Below are 16,096 nucleotides of genomic sequence, written 5' to 3' on the forward strand. Positions count from 1 at the left end.
GGGTGGCGCCCGCCACATCCCGGGCCGGATGTCACACTTTTTGCGTGCCGCTGACTTTCGACGACCTCCTGGACCGCGCCCGTTCACTCGCCGGACGGGCCCCGCGCGCGCTGCTCGGCATCGCGGGCGGTCCCGGCGCCGGCAAGACGACCCTCGCCGAGCGTCTGGTGCGGGAGTTGAACGGCTCCGGCGAGCCGTGGGTGGCGCGGGTGCCGATGGACGGCTTCCATCTGGCCGATGCCGAACTGGACCGGCTGGGCCTGCGGGACCGCAAGGGCGCGCCCGCGACCTTCGACGCGGCCGGGTACGCGGCGCTGCTGCGGCGGCTGCGCGCGCAGCCGGAGGACGTGGTGTACGCGCCGGGCTTCGAGCGGGTGCTGGAGCAGCCGATCGCGGGCGCGATCCCGGTGCCGCCGACGGCCCGGCTGGTGGTGACGGAGGGCAACTACCTGCTGCTGGCGGAGGGCCTGTGGGCGCGGGTGCGGCCGGCCCTGGACGAGGTCTGGTTCTGCGAGATCGACGAGTCCGAGCGGATACGGCGGCTGGTGGCCCGGCACGAGGAGTTCGGCAAGGGCCACGCCGAGGCGGTGGCCTGGGTGGCGGGCACCGACCAGCTCAACGCCGACCTGGTCGCGACCACCCGGGACCGGGCGGACCTGGTGGTGCCGGGGACGGCGCTGCCCGCGCGAAAATAATCCCGGGCCGCTGTCGATCCGGCCGCCTCCCGTTCGACATCATGATGTGCGGCGTCTCGCCCCACGACGACACGAACCGAACCTGGCGAGGAAACACGTGGATCAGCTACTGAGAGTCATGAACTTCGTCGTCTCGGCCGACGGGATCGCTGCCGGTGCCAGTGAGCACCAGAGCTTCGAGCGGCCGTTCGGCCTCGACGGTGCCGAGCGGCTGTTCGCCTGGGCCGGTGCCACGGCGAGCTGGCCCAACCGCACGGATGCCGGGGGCAGCCGGGGCCTCGACGACTACTTCACCCGGGACTTCGCCCGCAACATCGGCGCCGAGATCATGGGCCGCAACAAGTTCGGCCCCCAGCGCGGGCCCTGGCAGGACCACGAGTGGCAGGGCTGGTGGGGCGACGAGCCCCCGTTCCGCACCCCGGTGTTCGTCATGACCCACCACAAGCGTCCGTCGTTCACCCTCTCCGACACCACCTTCCACTTCGTCGAGGGCGACCCGGCCACGGTCCTCGCCCAGGCCCGCGAAGCCGCCCGGGGCCAGGACGTCCGGCTCGGCGGCGGCGTCACCACCGTCCGCCAGTTCCTCGACGCCGACCTCGTCGACACCCTCCACGTGGCGGTCTCACCGGTGAAGTTCGGCTCCGGCCTCCGCATCTGGGAGTCCCCCGACGAACTCCTCGACCGCTTCCACCTGGAGGTCGTCCCCAGCCCGAGCGGCGTGACCCACCACCTGTTCTGGCGCAGGTGACGGGAGCGTCCGCGCCCCGGACGACATCCGCTCGGCGACCAGCCGCCGGTAGTTCGGGCACCGGGTGACGTCCTCGTGCGCGCGGCCCAGGCCGCCCTCGATGAAGTCCAGTGCGGCCCGGGCCGCCGCGATTCGCGATCCGAGCGCGTCGGCCTCGGTGCGCAGGATCTCCTGCCGGGACGCGCGGCCGGCGGTGGCGGACAGCATCCTGATGGTGTCCAGACCGAGGCCGGCCTCCTCGCAGAGGAGGATCACCGCCACGCGGGTGAGGTCGTCCTCTTCGGGGAGCTCACCCGGACGATCGTGCGCGCCCGCGCGGATCTCCTGGGCTCCCCGCGGGCCGGCCGCCGGTACCGCAACCTGCCGCTGGCCACCCGGCTCGCCGAGCAGCGCGGACGGGCCGAGGCCGACCGTTTCCTCGTCGCCGTGGCGTTCTTCGTGGCCGCCGCCTGTGCCTAGCGCACCACGCGGTGGCGGAGGTAGGTGACCCCGGAGTCGAAGGTGCGGGTCTCGACGCGTTCGAGATCCACGCGGCGGTCGTGGCGGGGGAAGTACGGAGTGCCGCCGCCGACCAGCACCGGGTAGACCATGGTGCGGTACTCGTCGATGAGACCCCGTTCGGCCGCCTCGACGGCGAGTGTCGCGCCGCCGATGGCGATGTCGCCCTCTCCCGGCTCGGCGCGCAGGCGCTCGATCTCCTCCGCCACGCTGCCGGAGGCCAGCCGGGCGGCCTGGCCCCGCACCTCCGGCAAGGTGGTGGAGAACACCACCTTCGGGAGCGGGTTCCAGAGCGCGGTCCATTCGCGCTCGGCGGCGTCGAGCGCGGGATCCTGGTCGGCGGTCTCCCAGTACAGCATCGTCTCGTACAGTCGCCGTCCCATCAGGTGGACGCCGACCTCCTGGATCTCGTCGATCCAGAAGCGGAAGACCTCCTTGTCGGGCGCCGTCCAGTTGAACGTGCCGTCCGGCCCGACGATGTAGCCGTCGAGTGACATGCTCATCGAATAGGTCACGCTGCGCATCGGGAGTCCTCCTGTCAGGGAACGGGTTCGACAGTACGACCGCCGGGGACCCCAGGACTCATCGACGCGCGCGGGACGACCTCTAGCAGGCGGTCAGGGCCAGTTCGGGCACTCCGTGGGCGTCCTCGGCCCCGATGGCGGCCGTGAACCGCTCGGTGTGGACGGTCAGATCGCCTTCGAAGGACGGGGTGAAGTCGCCGCCGGGTCCGTACCGTACGGCGAACACGTGCAGGTGTTCCGGTGCGCCCGGCGCCGGTTCGGCCTCGTAGGCGGTGCTGGAGACCAGGTGGCGCCAGCCCTCGTCCGGGTTGCCGTAGCCGCGCGGGTCCGCGGCGAGCGCGAACGCGGCCTGCTCCTGGGTGAGTTCGGCGCGGGCGTCGAAGTGGTCGGGGCCCTGGAGCGCGGGATGGGTGAGCCGCAGCGCGCCCGCCGAGGCGACCGGGCCCTCGGCGACCCGGCGTACCCGGTCGCCGTCGTCCGCCGCGTAGGGCAGCCCGGCCAGCAGGTACGGCGTCCCGGCGAAGCGCTCCACGGCCACCGTCAGCCACAGGCTGGTGCCGTCCGTGACGTAGAGGGAGCGTACGTGGCGCAGCACGTGGTCGGGGCCCACCACCGGCTTGCTGACCAGTTTGGCGGTGAGGCCGTCGGCGTGGACGTCGCGGACCCGGATCTCGCCCATCGGCCGGCAGTACAGGAAGCCGTCCAGGACGGGGCCGAAGCCGTGCTGCCGGTTCACCGCGGCCGGGAGGTGGTAGGTGCCGGCGGCCTCGACCAGAGCGGGGGTCATGTGGCGGTCGAAGGCGACGGACACGGATCCGGCGCGGAGCCGGTGCCGGGCCGGGGCGGTCGACGGGGTGCGGTGCCAGGGCGTGGTGTCCTGGATCTGCCAGACCAGCATCCACGCGAAGTGCCCGTCGACCCCGCCGTCGGGCTTGACGGCGTGCCGGCCCCAGTTCGTGTCGCCCCGGTAGCGGCCGAGGTCGGAGCCGATCCGGGCGCCGAAGTAGCGCAGGCCGAGCACCGACTCGAAGGCGGAGTGCTGTTCGCTGTAGCGGGGGCCGCCGTTGTCGAAGCCGCCGTTGGTCAGGCGGGCGTCGATGTAGCGGGCGAGCGCGTCACCGTCCTCGGCGAACATCTCCGCCCCGCTGATCCGGTGGGCCTGGGCGAGGAAGGACAGGGAGATCGGGCCGTAGTTGTTGTCGTAGGCGCCACCGTGCTCGGGCGGCAGCAGGGCGCCCCGGTCGAGGACCCGGTGGGCCCGGATCTTCTCGGCGTACAGGGCCAGCGCCCGCTCGCGCAGCGGCTCCGCCTCCGCCGGCGGTACGTGGCGGGCCAGCATCAGCCCGCCGACCACGCAGCCGATCGCCTGGTTGCCGGCCTCCTGCGGGTTGAAGAAGGTGGCCTCGGTCAGCCAGCGCCAGTAGCCCCGCGCCAGCTCCAGCAGTTCGGCGCGCTGTCCGTCGTCGACGAGGGCGTCCGACAGGTCCAGGATGTCGACGGCCTGGAGCAGCGCCCACACCGTGCTGGGCCAGTCCCCGATCGGGTGCGCGCCCGCCTCCAGCACGTAACGGGCGTACGGCAGCCCGGAGTCGCGGACGGTGAGGTTCGGGTAGCCGGGGTTGTCCTCGGTGTAGACGCGCTCGCGCAGATGGAAGGCGAGGCTGCGGTGCACGGCCTCCGGGAGCCTCGGGTCCTTCGAGCGCTGCCAGGCGAGGGCCAGCAGGGAGGTGATGCCGAGGGAGGTGTCGCCGATGTCGTCGTCGGCGTCGGGGTGTTCGAGGTTGCCCTCGGGGGTGAGGCGGGCCAGGGCCTGCTCCACGACGTCGGCGAGGACCGCGTCGTACGCCTCGGGGGTGGACGGCAGGTCGTGCAGCGGGCCGAGTTGGCGCGGCAGATGCATCGGAGGAGGTCAGCCCTTCATGCCGGAGGCGGCCATGGTGTGGGTCGTCGGGGTCGGTCGGGGTCAGCGTACGAGTGCGGGCCGGTGGGCGCGCAGGGTGACGGTGAGGTTCTGCGGGCCCTGCCCGCCTATGTACACGCGGTGTCCCGTCGTCGCGTCGGTGCCGCCCACCACGGTGTGGTCCTGGCCCGGGTCGTAGCGCAGGACGTCGGTACGGTCCGGTCCCGCAAGGGGTCCGCCCGCCTCGACGGCGGCCTCGACCCGGATCTCGTCGGCACCGGCCCGGTAGGTCATCGGCCCGGTCGTCAGGCACCAGCGTCCGTCGCCGATCGCTGCGGCGCCCTCGGGCACGCCGCCCGGCCGGAAGGTCAGTTCGAGGGCCCAGGGCACCGGTGGTCCGCTGATGTCGACGCGCAGGTCGGCGCCGTCCTCCCGCAGGTCCACGTCGACGCGGGTGGTCTGGGAGACCTCGTCCCGCGGGCGGTCCGGGAAGGCCATGGCGGCCGAGAAGCGTCCCTCGTCGGTGATCCGGTAGGCGCCGTCGGCCCGTCGCCGGCCGGCCGGGAGCGGCTGGTAGTAGGCGGCGGTGAGGGTCTCGGTGAGCCGGTACCGGTGGTCGGCGCTCTGTCGCATGTCGGCGGCGCGGAACGGGCCGAGGTCGAAGAATCCCCGGGAGAGCCGGACCGCGTCGAGGACGGCGTCGCCGGCGAACAGGCGCAGGAAGGTGGGGTTGCAGGCAAGGCCCGAGCGGATGCGCCGGTACCTGGGCACGTCCGAGCCGCCGTACAGGACGCTGTGCGCGGTGGTGGAGGCGCGCGAGGCGAGGCGTGCCGTGGTGAAGTACCGCTCGCGGTGGAGGGGTTCCGGCGCCGGTGCCGGCAGCGGGCGGCACAGGTCGGGGGTGAGGAGGGTCTCGGCGAGCAGGGTGGGGTCGTCGATGCCGCCGGCCGCCGCCCGGAGCGCCGCCCGGCTGAGGTCGCCGCGTCCGGTGCGGATCGCGAGCAGCCGGTAGTGCGGCAGGTAGGGCGCCAGCGGGAACGGGTGGTGCTGGTCCTGTCGTCGGGAGTGGACGGTCTCCACCGTGCCGTCCGGTCTGATGAGGTCCAGGGTCGCGGTGAGGTTGCGTTCGACGGCGTCCCGCAGGTCGCCGCGGCCGAGGACATCGGCGAGCAGGAGCAGCGACGGGTTGGACACGTGGGACGCGTAGACGGCGCTGCGTTCCGAGTAGAGGCCTTCGGCGTCGATGTCGACGCCCTCGGCGAGCCACGCGCCGACGCGGTCGAGCAGCCGGTCGTCCGGGAACGACCGGTGCAGCCGGGCCAGCGCCGCGCACAGCTCCCAGCGGTGGTTCGGGGTGTGCGCCCCACCGGTCAGGAGGCTGTCGGTGGCGGCGCCGGCGATCTCGGCGAGCGCGGCCGTCACCTCGCCCAGTTCCGGCCCCGCGCCGACGGCGAGGACATGCGCGTCGCACACGTCGTTGACGGTGAACGCGGAGTCCGGCGGTGACTGCACGTTGTCGCCGCCGGCGAAGAGGCCGGTGGCGGTCTGTGCGGCCCGCAGCGCGCGGAGGTGGGTCGTCGCGGCGGCGACCGCCTGCCCGCTGCCGTGCAGGGCCGAGTCCGGGGACCGGTACGCCGCGACCAGGGTCTTCACCCGGCGGGCCAGGGCGCGGTGGGTCACACCGGCGGGTTCCTCCCCGGGGTCGGCCGCCAGCGGGGCCGCCGACCGGTCGGCGGCGCCGGCCGCCGCGCGGAGGAACTCGTGGTCGAGCGGGGTGGGCAAGGTCAGTCCTTCAGTCCGGCGTTGATGTCGGCGCTCATGACGTAGCGCTGGAACACCAGGAAGACGAGGATCAGCGGGATCATGGAGATCACCGATCCGCCCAGCAGCACCGACCAGTTGATGTTCTGCGCCCCGACGAGGCTCTGGATGCCGATCTGCACGGTGAACTTGTTGGGGTCGTTGAGCATCAGCAGCGGCCAGATGTAGTCGTTCCACCGCCACTGGAAGGACAGGATGGCGAGGGTCAGCATGATGGGCCGGGAGATCGGCACCATGATCCGCAGGAAGATCGACAGCTCACGGGCGCCGTCGATGCGGGCGGCCTCGACGAGTTCGTCGGGGACCGTCAGGAAGAACTGGCGGAACATGAAGCAGCCGGTGGCGGTGAGCACGGCCGGGAGGATGATGCCGCCGAAGGTGTTGTAGAGGCCGAGGTCGCGGACGACCAGGAACTCGGGGGCGAGCATGACCTCGGACGGCAGCATCGTGGTGGCCAGGATGCAGATGAAGAAGACCTTGAGCCACTTGTTGTCGTACTTGGCCAGCGCGTACCCGGTGCAGCAGCTGACGCCCACCGTGAGGATGGTCGTGATCACGCACACGATGGCGGTGTTGATGAAGTACTGGGAGAAGTTGGCGCTGTCCCAGGCCGTCTTGTAACCCGACAGGGTCGGGTGGTGCGGGAGCACCGTGAGCGGAAGGGAGAACAGGTCTCCCGCCGGCTTGAAGGAGCTGAGGACGAACCACGCCACCGGCAGCCCGTAGAGGGCGGCCAGGATCCACAGCAGTGTCGTCGCGGGTACCGCGCGCCGGAGCCCACCGTCGCGTCCGCCTCGGGGCCGCCGCTTGGAGGGGACCTTCACGGAACCGGCGTCGACCGGACGCGGCGTGTCGGTGGTGGTCATCGGTTCTCCATCCGCCGGTTGGCGATCAGCTGGATGATCGCGACGGCCATCAGGATGAGCATCAGCACGAACGACGCGGCGCTGGCGTAGCCGATCTGGCCCCGGTTGAATCCGGTCTGGTAGATGTACTGGACGAGCAGGTTGTTCGAGGTGCCCGGTCCGCCGTTGTTGAGGGAGACGAACAGCGGGTATTCCTTCATCGCGTTGATCGTGTTGAGCAGGATGACGATGAAGGACGTCGGCGCGATGCTCGGCAGCGTGATGCTGATGAACTGGCGCCAGGGGCCGGCGCCGTCGAGCGAGGCCGCCTCGTAGTACGAGGTGGGCACGTTCTTGATCGCCGCGATGAACAGCAGCATCGAGAAGGCCGTTCCCCACCAGGCGCCCGCCATCACGACGACGCCCAGCGACAGGTCCGCGTTCGACTGCCACGCGATCGCGTGCCCGCCGAGCTTCTCGATGACGTAGTTGATCAGTCCGAAGTTCTCACCGAACAGCCACCGCCACAGGACACCGACGACGATGGGCGAGATGAGCCACGGGATGAAGAAGACGACCCGGGCGATCGACGCGCCCTTGGCCTGCTTGCTGACCACCAGGTTGGCGATGAGGAGCGAGAGCACGAAGTTCAGCGGCACGACCAGCACGGTGTACAGCAGCGTCCGGAACAGCGCGTCGTAGAACGTGGAGTCCCCGAACAGGTTCGTGTAGTTGTCCAGTCCGACGAACTGGAACGCCCCCACACCCGTGTAGTTCGTGAAGGAGTAGACGAGCCCGATCACCGCCGGCCAGACGAAGAACAGTCCGAAGAGGACGACGTTGGCCGCGATGAGGACGAGCGGCGCGACGGTGTAGGTGCTGCGTCGCCTGGGCGGGCTCCCGGACACGTCCGAGGCGCGTTTTTTCATCTTCCTGACTCCGTGCTGGTGGATGGGATTGCCGGGGGCTCACACCATGAGCCCGGCGTGACCTGGGGCGCCCAGGGCGGGGCGGCGGTGTCTCGACCGCCGCCGCCCGGCCCTGTGACCTGCGATCAGCCGCCGACCTGCTGGTTGTAGCCGTCCACGATGTTCTGCAGGGCCTTGTCGGCCGACTGCTGGCCGTTGATCGCCTTGCCGAGCTCCGTCTTCGTCGGGTCCTCGGTGAGGCTCTTGCCCTTCAGCACCCACGCGGTCTGCGCGTTGTTGAAGTAGCCCGAGATCGGGGCGTACAGCGGGATCTCCTGGTTGTACAGCTTGAAGGCCGCCTGCGCCGCGTCCGAGGTGAAGGGGTACTTCGGGCTCAGACCGCTCTCGACCGGGAGGAAGCCCGAGGTCTCGACCAGCTCGGTGTACTGCTTCGGGTCGTACACCCAGTCCAGGAACTTCTTCCCGGCGGTGGCCGCGTCGCTGTTGTTGTTGAAGCCGACCATCATGCCGCCGCTGTTGACGTCACTGGCCTGCACCGGCTGCGCGGGGGTCGGGACGCTCGCCCACTCGAACTTCTTGATGCTGTCCGCGAAGGCGGCGACCTGCCACACGCCGGACCAGTAGGCGACGACGTCACCGCTCTGGAACATGGCGGACGGGTCGGCGCCGCTGGTCCACACCGACTTCGGCATGACCTTGTCGTCGTTGAGTCCGACGAAGTAGTTCACGGCCTTCTTGGTCGCGGCGTCGGCGGAGAACTTGCCGGAGGAGTCCGCGTGGACGTACTTCCCGCCCATCTCGTACACCATGGCGCGCAGCCGGGAGGGCGACTGGTCGAAGGTGAGGGAGTACTTGGCGCCGGTCTTCGCCCGGACCTTGTTGGCCGCCGCGATGAACTCGTCCCAGGTCCAGGTGTCCGAGGGCGAGCTCGGGACCTCGACGCCGGCCTTCTTGAACAGCGTCTTGTTGATGAACAGGCCGGACGCGGTGACGTCCGAGGGGATCGACAGCACCTTGTCGGACGAGTCCTTGGCAAGGAAGTTGCTGTTGATGTTGTAGCTCTTGTTGTTGGCGATGGAGCTGAGGTCGATCAGCTTGTTCGACCAGATCGGGTCGAGGGCCGGCACGTCGGCGACGTCGGGCAGGGAGTTCGCCTGCGCGGCGTTGTGCAGCTTCGTCGTGTAGCCGTCGTAGGGGACGTTGACGAGCTTGACGCTGACGCCGGTTTCCGTCTTGTACTGCTTCACCAGCTTCTTCCAGCCCGCGTCCTGCCCCGGAACCGTGGAGATCCAGAAGGTCAGCGACTTGGAGCTGCCGCCCGAGTCGGAACCCCCGCCGCAGGCGGAGAGCAGCAGGGCTCCTGCCGAGGCCACGGCAGCGAGGGGAAGCAGGCGGCGCATACCGCCGCGGCCGAGTCGGCGAGAGCGCCGCACACCCACAGTGGTCATCTTCGATCCCATTTCTTCGGAGGGACGGAGCACGGCGCCGACCAGGCGGCACGGGTGCATTTTGAAGGAAAAGTCACTTTCCGGGGGCGCGGCCTCGCCCGGCCGCATCGTCCACGCGGGGCGAGATCCCCGGCCGTCCTGGCCGTCACCGCACGGGCACGCCCTCATGCGGTTGCCGTACATCCTCGTGCACGGGCTGGGATGCTCGCCCCAAGCCGGCGTCCCGGCCGACTTAGAAAGCGCTTGTCCGGACATTGGCAGACCGAGTCGGAGGCCGTCAATCCTTCACCTGCGCGCCTTCGGTCACGTTTTGGACTCCCTTGGCCACGGCGAGCCGGGCGGCGCCCGCGACGGTGCCGAGATCGCCGATCTGGCTGCTGACCACCTCGGTGGGCCAGCTCAGCCGCCCCAGCTCGGCCCGGACACCGGGCAGCAGCTGCGGATCGGCGCCCGTGCTGCCGCCCAGCACGAGGAGTCCGGGGTCCAGCACGGCGGTCACGGCGGCGGCCAGCCGGCCCACGTCGGCGGCGTGCCGGGCGACGAGGGAGCGGGCGGGCTCCCGGCCCTGGGCGGCCAGCGCGAAGAGCCGGTCGGCGGTGCGCGGGCACGGGCCGTCGGCGGCCCGCCAGGCCTCGGCGGCCCGGCGCAGCAGCGCCTGCGAGCCCACGTAGGCCTCCAGGGCCTCCTGGCGGGGCTCCCGGTCGTCGTCCCAGGGGTAGGGCAGCCGGGCGAGCTCACCGGCGGCTCCGTTGGCGCCGCGCAGCACCTGGCCGCCGATGACGATGCCGAGACCGATACCGACGCCGATGCGCAGATAGCCGAAGGTGCGCCGGCCCCGGGCGGCCCCCTCGTGGAGTTCCGCGAGGGCCGCGCAGTTCACGTTGTTCTCCAGGTGGACGGGGACGCCCGGCGGCAGCGCGACGGACACCGCGTCGAAGACGGGCCCGGCCTTGGCGGTGGCCGGGCGCATGCCGCCGCGGGTCCGGTCGGGCTCGGTGACGTCACCGACGGCGACCACGATGGCCCGCAGCGGGGCCCCGGCGGGCAGCGCGTCCAGCGCCTCCCGGACGGCGTCGGCGGCCCGGACCCGGGGGGTGGCGGCCTCGGCCAGCAGGGTGCCGTCCAGGGCGCAGCCGCGCACCCTGGTGCGGGCCGGGCCGAGGTCGACGGCGAGCACCGAGCCGGAGGCGGGGCCGAGGCCGTACACGGCGGCGGAGCGGCCGGTGCCGCTGGACGCGGTGCCGGAATGGCTGGCCAGCCGGACCCCCTCCAGTTCCGCCACGGCGGCGGAGACCGTCGGCTTGGACAGGCCCGCGAGGCTCGCGAGCTGCGGCCGGGTGGCGCTGCCGGCCTGGGCGAGCACGGCGAAGACCGCGCCGGCGCTCTCGGTGAGGCGGGGGGCTTCAGCCACGACGTGTTCCACAGTTCCCCCAGGGGTCAGGGGCCGCGCTCCCCGGGTGGCGGGATGCGGCGATGCGATGCCCTCGTGTCGCGCGGTCCCGCCCTGCGGCGGTGTCCCGTTGATCGACTGCGCGACAACTCTTGACGCACTGTACTTCGTTAGTTAACTTCCTAACGAAGTACACGGTACTCGCCTGCCGTGCTCCGCAAGAAGCCCGTCCCGGGGCTTCCCGACTAGCTCAACTCCTGTTCGGCCAGGTGCGGTTCGCCCGCCGTCACGGCACAGTGCCATGCTCTTCGGCGCGCTTCGCCCAGACGACGAAAGAGGCTCCGTGCAGGACGCTCCTTCCTCCCCGCTCGTAGTCGGTATCGACGTGGGCGGCACCAAGACCCAGCTCCGCGCGCTCACCGGCGCGGACCCGGTCGCCGACCACGTCCGTCCGAGCACCGGCTGGCGGCCGCACGACCCGGCCGCCGCCGCCCACTGGCTGACCGAGCTGGTCCACGAGGCCCTGCCGGCCGGCACCCGCCCCACCGCGCTCGCCGTCGGCGGGCACGCCTGCGAGACCCCCCGCCAGTGCGCCGGCATCGCCGCCGCCCTCCGGGAGTCCCTGGACGTGCCCGTCCTCGTCGTGGGTGACGCGGAACTCCTGGTCCCCGCCGCCGGCCTGGACAAGGGCGTCGGCCTGGTCGCCGGCACCGGTTCGGTGGCCGTCGGCCGGCAGGCCGACGGCAGCCCCGTGCAGGTCGGCGGCTGGGGCGCGGTCCTCGGCGACGAGGGCGGCGCCGCCGGACTCGTCCGGGAGGCCGCGCGCGCCGCCTGGGCCGCACACGACCGCGGCGAGACCCCCGACGCGCTGGCGACGGGACTGATCGCCGCCTTCGAGGTGCCCGAGGTGCCCGCGCTGGGCGCCGCGCTGGAGAGCGCCTCGTCCGTCTCCTCGGAGTGGGGCCGGCACGCGCCGGTCCTCTTCGCCGCGGCGGACGCGGGCTCCCGGCTCGCCGAGGACGTGATCGCCGACGGCGGGCGCGCGCTCGCCGCCCTCGTCGCCCGGCTCGCCGACCGCGGTCTGGCCGTGGACGACGTGGTGGTCGCCGGCGGCACGATCCTCTCCCAGCCGCGCCTGTACGACGCCTTCGCCGCCGCGCTCGCCGACGCCGTACCGGGCGCCCGGCCGCAGCGGTTGCGGGTCCCGCCGGTCGAGGGAGCGGTGGCGCTGGCGCGTTCGATCCTGTGAGCACCCCGTCCCCGCCCGCCCGGTCCCGCAGCTGTGGACCACGGGCCGTTCGGCGCTGCGAACACGCAGGTCCAGGCCACATCTTCCTGTGAACCACCGAACTGTCGTTCAACTCCGGTCCATACGGCGGTCGTCGGACGATGGCCGCCGGGACACGGACCCGCCTTAGAACTTCGCTCGTTCGACACGTTTCCCACGCGAACCCACCCGCCCACGCACACCGGGCGCACCGGGTGTTCGTGCGAACTCCCGCCGGCCGCCGCGCCGCAGAACTCAAGAGAGGCACCTCCATGCCGTCACCTGCCGGGCACCACTCCTCCTCTCCGGCCCGTGGACTCGCCGTCGGCCGACGGGGATTCCTGAAGACCTCGCTCGGCGCGTCGGCGGGCATGGTGGCCGCCCCGACCCTGGTCAGCTGGCTCGCCGCCGCCGACGCCAAGGCCGCGACGGCCCTCGCGTTCGTCGACGACTACAAGACGAACATCAGCACCAACCTCACCGCCGACACCAACGCGGTGGTCCGCATCCTCGGCGGCTTCGCGCAGATATGGAAGACCGGTTCCGCCTGGAACACCGGCAGCGTGCTGCGTGCCGACATCCTGCGCGCCAACATGCGCTACTGCGCCCGTGTCACCACCCGGCGCACCGCCGCCGAGGCGAAGAAGGCGTTCCTGTACGACCGTCAGCACCAGAGCTACGCGATGATCGCCGGCCTCGGCCCGCTCGCCGACCTCTACAAGGCCGGCTCGCTCGCGGTCACCTCGATCACCAGCGCGCCCGACACCACCCCCGCGACCACGATCAGCGACGCCGTCCCGGCCGACGCCCCGGCGGGCTCCGCGCTCGGCGCGGGCTCGCACGACTCGGCGCTGGGCAAGGTGGCCACCCTGGTCGACACCGTGCGCGGCAACTACGCGTCCGGCAACCCGTCCAAGTACGCCTACCAGTACCCGCGTCCGTGGCGGATGAACGAGGACAGCGAGGTCGTCGACACCGGCACGACCGACGCCTTCGGCTTCCCGGTCTACGAGTCCGACGTGGTCGTCGCCCCGCAGCTGCTGCGCCAGCGCGGCACCTCCCCCACCGACGACGGCGGCTTCCCCTCCGGCCACACCAACGCCTTCCACCTGGCGGGCCTGGCCTACGCCTACGCGGTACCGGAGCGCTTCCAGGAGCTGGTCGCCCGCGCCCTGGAGCTCAGCGACACCCGCATCCTCGCCGGCATGCACAACACCGTCGACGTGATCGGCGGCCGCGTCATGGCCACCGCGCTGGCCGCCGCCACCCTCGCCGACCCGGCCAACGCCGACCTCAAGGCGGCCGCCCGCGCCCAGGCCCTGGCCTACTTCGAGGCGCAGACCGGCACCACCGCCGACACCCTGTACGCCTACGCGCACGCGGCCGGCACCGGCACCGACCCGTACGCCGACCGCGAGGCCAACGAGCGCGCGGCCACGCCCCGGCTGACGTACGTCCTGCAGCGTCAGGGCCGCGACCTGCCGCTCACCGTGCCCAAGGGCGCCGAGGTGCTGCTGGAGACCCGTCAGCCGTACCTCTCCGCCGAGCAACGCCGCGAGGTGCTGCGCACCACCGGTCTGCCCTCCGGGTACGTGCTCCTTGACGGCCCGGAGCAGTGGGGCCGCCTCAACCTGTTCGCCGCAGCGGACGGTTACGGCGCCTTCGACGCGGACGTCACGGTCTCCCTGGACGCGGCGGCGGGCGGCTTCGCGGCGGCCGACGCCTGGCGCAACGACATCGACGGGCGCGGCGGTCTCACCAAGCTGGGCACCGGCACGCTGACGCTGGCCGGCCGCAACCGGTACACCGGCGGGACCGTGCTGACGGCGGGCACCCTGGTCGCCGGTTCGGACGACGCGCTGGGCCACGGCGACGTCCGGGTGGCGGGCGGCACCCTGCGCGTCTCCGAGCGGGTCTTCGTGCGCGGGACGTACGCGCAGGACGCGGGCGCCCTGGAGGTCACCCTCGCCAAGGGCTGCAAGGCGCCGCTGACGGTGAAGCACCTCGCGGTCCTCGGCAAGGGCACCACCCTCGTGCTGAACCTCGGCACCGAGCACCCGCCGGCGGCGGGCAGCACCCTCGCCGTCATCGACGCACCGCGGCTGCGCGGCCAGTTCGACAAGGTGGAGCTGAACTCCGCCACGCTGCGGGCCGTACCCGTGTACACGGCGGACGGTCTGTCGGTACGACTCGTGAAGCGGTGACGCGCCCGGTGGCGGGAGCGGTGCGACAGTAGGGCCCATGACGGCCCGTGATCGCTCCCGTCACCGCGGGCCCGGCGTCCCCGCGGGGCGGATGATGGCAAGCGAACAGCAGTCGGTGCTCGAACCCGGCGTCCCCGAAGTCCCCGTCGGCCCCGGGCCCGCCCCGCGGCCCACCGCCGCGGGGCGGCTGCAGGCCGCCCTGCGGGCCCGCCGCCGGTGGCTGGTGCCGCTCCTCGTGGTGCTGCTGCTCGCCCAGATGGCGGCGGCGATGGTGACCACCGCCGTCCAGCAGACGCCCACCATCGACGAGCCGGTCTACGTGGCGACGGCCACCGACTACCTCCACGAGCACCGGCTGCGGTACAACCCCGAACACCCGCCGCTCGGCAAGCTGTTCATCATGGCGGGCGTCGCGGCAGCCGACCCGCACTACGACCCGGCGTACCGGGGCGACCAGGGAGAGGTGGGCCGGCATCTGCTGTACGCCTCGGGCAACGACCCCTGGCGGGTGATGTTCTGGGCCCGGCTGCCGGTGATCGTGCTGACGCTGCTGTTCGGTCTGGTCGCCTTCGCCTTCGCCCGGGAGATCCTCGGCAGGACCGCCGGACTGCTGGCCCTCGCCCTGTACTGCTTCTCCCCCGACCTGATCGCGCACGGCTCGCTGGCCACTCTTGACGTGCCGTCGGCCGGTTTCGTGCTGACGTCGGCCTGGCTGGTGTGGCGGGCGCGGCGCCGGCCCCGGCTGTATCTGCCCCCGGCGGGGGCCGCGTTGGGCGCGGCGGTGGCGACGAAGATGAACGCGCTGCCCGCGATCCCGGTGCTGGTGGCGCTGGCGGTGACGGCGGTGTGGGGCGGCCGCTCACGGCGGCTGCCGCGGGTGCTCACGGCGGCCGCGGTGGTCGCGCTGACGGCGGTCGCCGTCGTCTGGCTCTCCTATCTGGCCGTCGATCCCCGGCTGCGCTTCCAGGCCACCGTCCCGGTCCCCGCCATCCACGGCGCGCGCGGCCTGCTGGTCGATCTGATGCCCTTCCCGCAGGCCTACCGGGACGGTATGCGGCTGCAGTTCGGCCTGGAGGACTACCCCTGGCAGGGCTATCTGTTCGGGCACCTCTACACCGGCTCCCGCTGGTACTACCTGCCCGCCGCACTGCTGGTGAAGACCCCGCTCGGCATGCTCGTGCTGTGGGCGGCCGGCGCGGCCGCCATGGTGGCGGTACGGCGGCTGCGGCCGGCCACGCCCTATGTGCTCCTGCCGCCGGCCGTGCTGCTGGCCTCGGCGATGACCGGGTCGCGGGACTTCGGGACGCGGTACGCGCTGTTCATGCCGATGTTCCTGGCGGTGGGCGGCGCCTCGGTGCTCGCGCTGCGCCGGCGGTGGGTGCGGCCGGTGGGCGGGGCGCTGGTGCTGTTCGTGGCGGTGAGTTCGCTGCGCGCGTTCCCGTTCTATCTGCCGTACTCCAACGAGGCGTTCGGCGGTCCGGCGAAGACGCACCTGCGGCTGCACGACTCCAACGTGGACTGGGGGCAGGACCTCGGCCGGCTCGCCGACCGGTTGAAGGAGCGCTATCCGGGCGAGCGGATCTGGCTGGTCTACAAGGGCAGCGGCATCCCGGCGTACTACGGCATCCACGCCGCCGATCCCCGTAAGGTGCCGCCCGGGAGGGTGCACGGGCTGCTGGTCGTCTCGGACTCGTCGGTCGCCAAGGCACGGGGCAGGCTGGCCGAATTGATCGACAGCAGCCGTCCGGTCGATGATGTCGGCCATTCGATCACCATCTACCGGCGGTGACGTCCCCTTCTCCGGCGCTGTTCCCGCACACTCCGCGG

13 protein-coding genes are annotated in these 16,096 nt (G+C 72.2%); 6 read left to right on the forward strand and 7 right to left on the reverse strand.

Features of this window, described 5'->3' with window-relative positions; translation table 11 throughout:
* Positions 1–44: 44 nt before the first annotated feature.
* The 3 genes from ACIPSJ_RS20995 (at position 45) to ACIPSJ_RS21005 (ending at position 1,902) form a co-directional block, all read left to right on the forward strand.
* Positions 45–695, forward strand: coding sequence for a nucleoside/nucleotide kinase family protein (locus ACIPSJ_RS20995; protein ID WP_359216400.1), 651 nt, complete (start codon positions 45–47; stop codon positions 693–695).
* A 97-nt stretch (positions 696–792) separates the two neighbouring features.
* The gene (locus tag ACIPSJ_RS21000; protein WP_359216403.1) at positions 793–1,443 is read left to right on the forward strand and encodes a dihydrofolate reductase family protein; all 651 of its coding nucleotides are present in this window, start codon (positions 793–795) and stop codon (positions 1,441–1,443) included.
* Positions 1,444–1,518: 75 nt separating this feature from the next.
* Complete coding sequence (locus ACIPSJ_RS21005; protein ID WP_401347664.1) at positions 1,519–1,902, forward strand: hypothetical protein; 384 nt, start codon at positions 1,519–1,521, stop codon at positions 1,900–1,902.
* Here ACIPSJ_RS21005 and ACIPSJ_RS21010 read toward each other — a convergent pair.
* From ACIPSJ_RS21010 to ACIPSJ_RS21040, 7 genes are all read right to left on the reverse strand, one after another.
* A complete protein-coding gene (locus ACIPSJ_RS21010) occupies positions 1,899–2,465 on the reverse strand; it encodes a dihydrofolate reductase family protein (protein WP_401347667.1) in 567 nt (188 codons plus the stop codon). The two genes, ACIPSJ_RS21005 and ACIPSJ_RS21010, sit on opposite strands and share 4 nt — an antisense overlap.
* 82 nt (positions 2,466–2,547) lie before the next feature.
* Complete coding sequence (locus tag ACIPSJ_RS21015) at positions 2,548–4,365, reverse strand: hypothetical protein (RefSeq protein WP_401347668.1); 1,818 nt, start codon at positions 4,363–4,365, stop codon at positions 2,548–2,550.
* 63 nt (positions 4,366–4,428) lie between these two features.
* Positions 4,429–6,147, reverse strand: coding sequence for a hypothetical protein (locus tag ACIPSJ_RS21020; RefSeq protein WP_401347671.1), 1,719 nt, complete (start codon positions 6,145–6,147; stop codon positions 4,429–4,431).
* A gap of 2 nt (positions 6,148–6,149) precedes the next feature.
* Complete coding sequence (locus tag ACIPSJ_RS21025; RefSeq protein ID WP_359216418.1) at positions 6,150–7,052, reverse strand: carbohydrate ABC transporter permease; 903 nt, start codon at positions 7,050–7,052, stop codon at positions 6,150–6,152.
* Positions 7,049–7,960, reverse strand: coding sequence for a sugar ABC transporter permease (locus ACIPSJ_RS21030; RefSeq protein ID WP_359216421.1), 912 nt, complete (start codon positions 7,958–7,960; stop codon positions 7,049–7,051). The genes ACIPSJ_RS21025 and ACIPSJ_RS21030 overlap by 4 nt, the downstream gene beginning before the upstream one ends.
* A gap of 125 nt (positions 7,961–8,085) precedes the next feature.
* Positions 8,086–9,408, reverse strand: a complete 1,323-nt coding sequence (locus tag ACIPSJ_RS21035; protein WP_359216424.1) for a sugar ABC transporter substrate-binding protein — start codon at positions 9,406–9,408, stop codon at positions 8,086–8,088.
* Positions 9,409–9,685: 277 nt separating this feature from the next.
* On the reverse strand, positions 9,686–10,819 hold the full coding sequence (locus tag ACIPSJ_RS21040) for an ROK family protein (RefSeq protein ID WP_401347674.1): 1,134 nt from the start codon (positions 10,817–10,819) through the stop codon (positions 9,686–9,688).
* A 322-nt stretch (positions 10,820–11,141) separates the two neighbouring features.
* Here ACIPSJ_RS21040 and ACIPSJ_RS21045 point away from each other — a divergent pair, with 322 nt between their 5' ends.
* From ACIPSJ_RS21045 to ACIPSJ_RS21055, 3 genes are all read left to right on the forward strand, one after another.
* A complete protein-coding gene (locus ACIPSJ_RS21045) occupies positions 11,142–12,047 on the forward strand; it encodes a BadF/BadG/BcrA/BcrD ATPase family protein (RefSeq protein ID WP_359216430.1) in 906 nt (301 codons plus the stop codon).
* A gap of 290 nt (positions 12,048–12,337) precedes the next feature.
* The gene (locus tag ACIPSJ_RS21050; protein WP_401347676.1) at positions 12,338–14,269 is read left to right on the forward strand and encodes a phosphatase PAP2 family protein; all 1,932 of its coding nucleotides are present in this window, start codon (positions 12,338–12,340) and stop codon (positions 14,267–14,269) included.
* Positions 14,270–14,306: 37 nt separating this feature from the next.
* Positions 14,307–16,058: an ArnT family glycosyltransferase gene (locus tag ACIPSJ_RS21055; protein WP_401347678.1), complete on the forward strand. Its 1,752-nt coding sequence runs from the start codon at positions 14,307–14,309 to the stop codon at positions 16,056–16,058.
* The last annotated feature ends 38 nt before the right edge of the window (positions 16,059–16,096 follow it).

Source organism: Streptomyces sp. NPDC090088 (assembly GCF_044747345.1).
GTDB lineage: Bacteria > Actinomycetota > Actinomycetes > Streptomycetales > Streptomycetaceae > Streptomyces.

Coding starts and splice junctions, on each gene's coding strand:
- ACIPSJ_RS21010 (WP_401347667.1), bottom strand. CDS start 2,465: ATGCGCAGCGTGACCTATTCGATGAGCATGTCACTCGACGGCTACATC.
- ACIPSJ_RS21015 (WP_401347668.1), bottom strand. CDS start 4,365: ATGCATCTGCCGCGCCAACTCGGCCCGCTGCACGACCTGCCGTCCACC.
- ACIPSJ_RS21025 (WP_359216418.1), bottom strand. CDS start 7,052: ATGACCACCACCGACACGCCGCGTCCGGTCGACGCCGGTTCCGTGAAG.
- ACIPSJ_RS21030 (WP_359216421.1), bottom strand. CDS start 7,960: ATGAAAAAACGCGCCTCGGACGTGTCCGGGAGCCCGCCCAGGCGACGC.
- ACIPSJ_RS21035 (WP_359216424.1), bottom strand. CDS start 9,408: ATGACCACTGTGGGTGTGCGGCGCTCTCGCCGACTCGGCCGCGGCGGT.
- ACIPSJ_RS21050 (WP_401347676.1), top strand. CDS start 12,338: ATGCCGTCACCTGCCGGGCACCACTCCTCCTCTCCGGCCCGTGGACTC.
- ACIPSJ_RS21055 (WP_401347678.1), top strand. CDS start 14,307: ATGACGGCCCGTGATCGCTCCCGTCACCGCGGGCCCGGCGTCCCCGCG.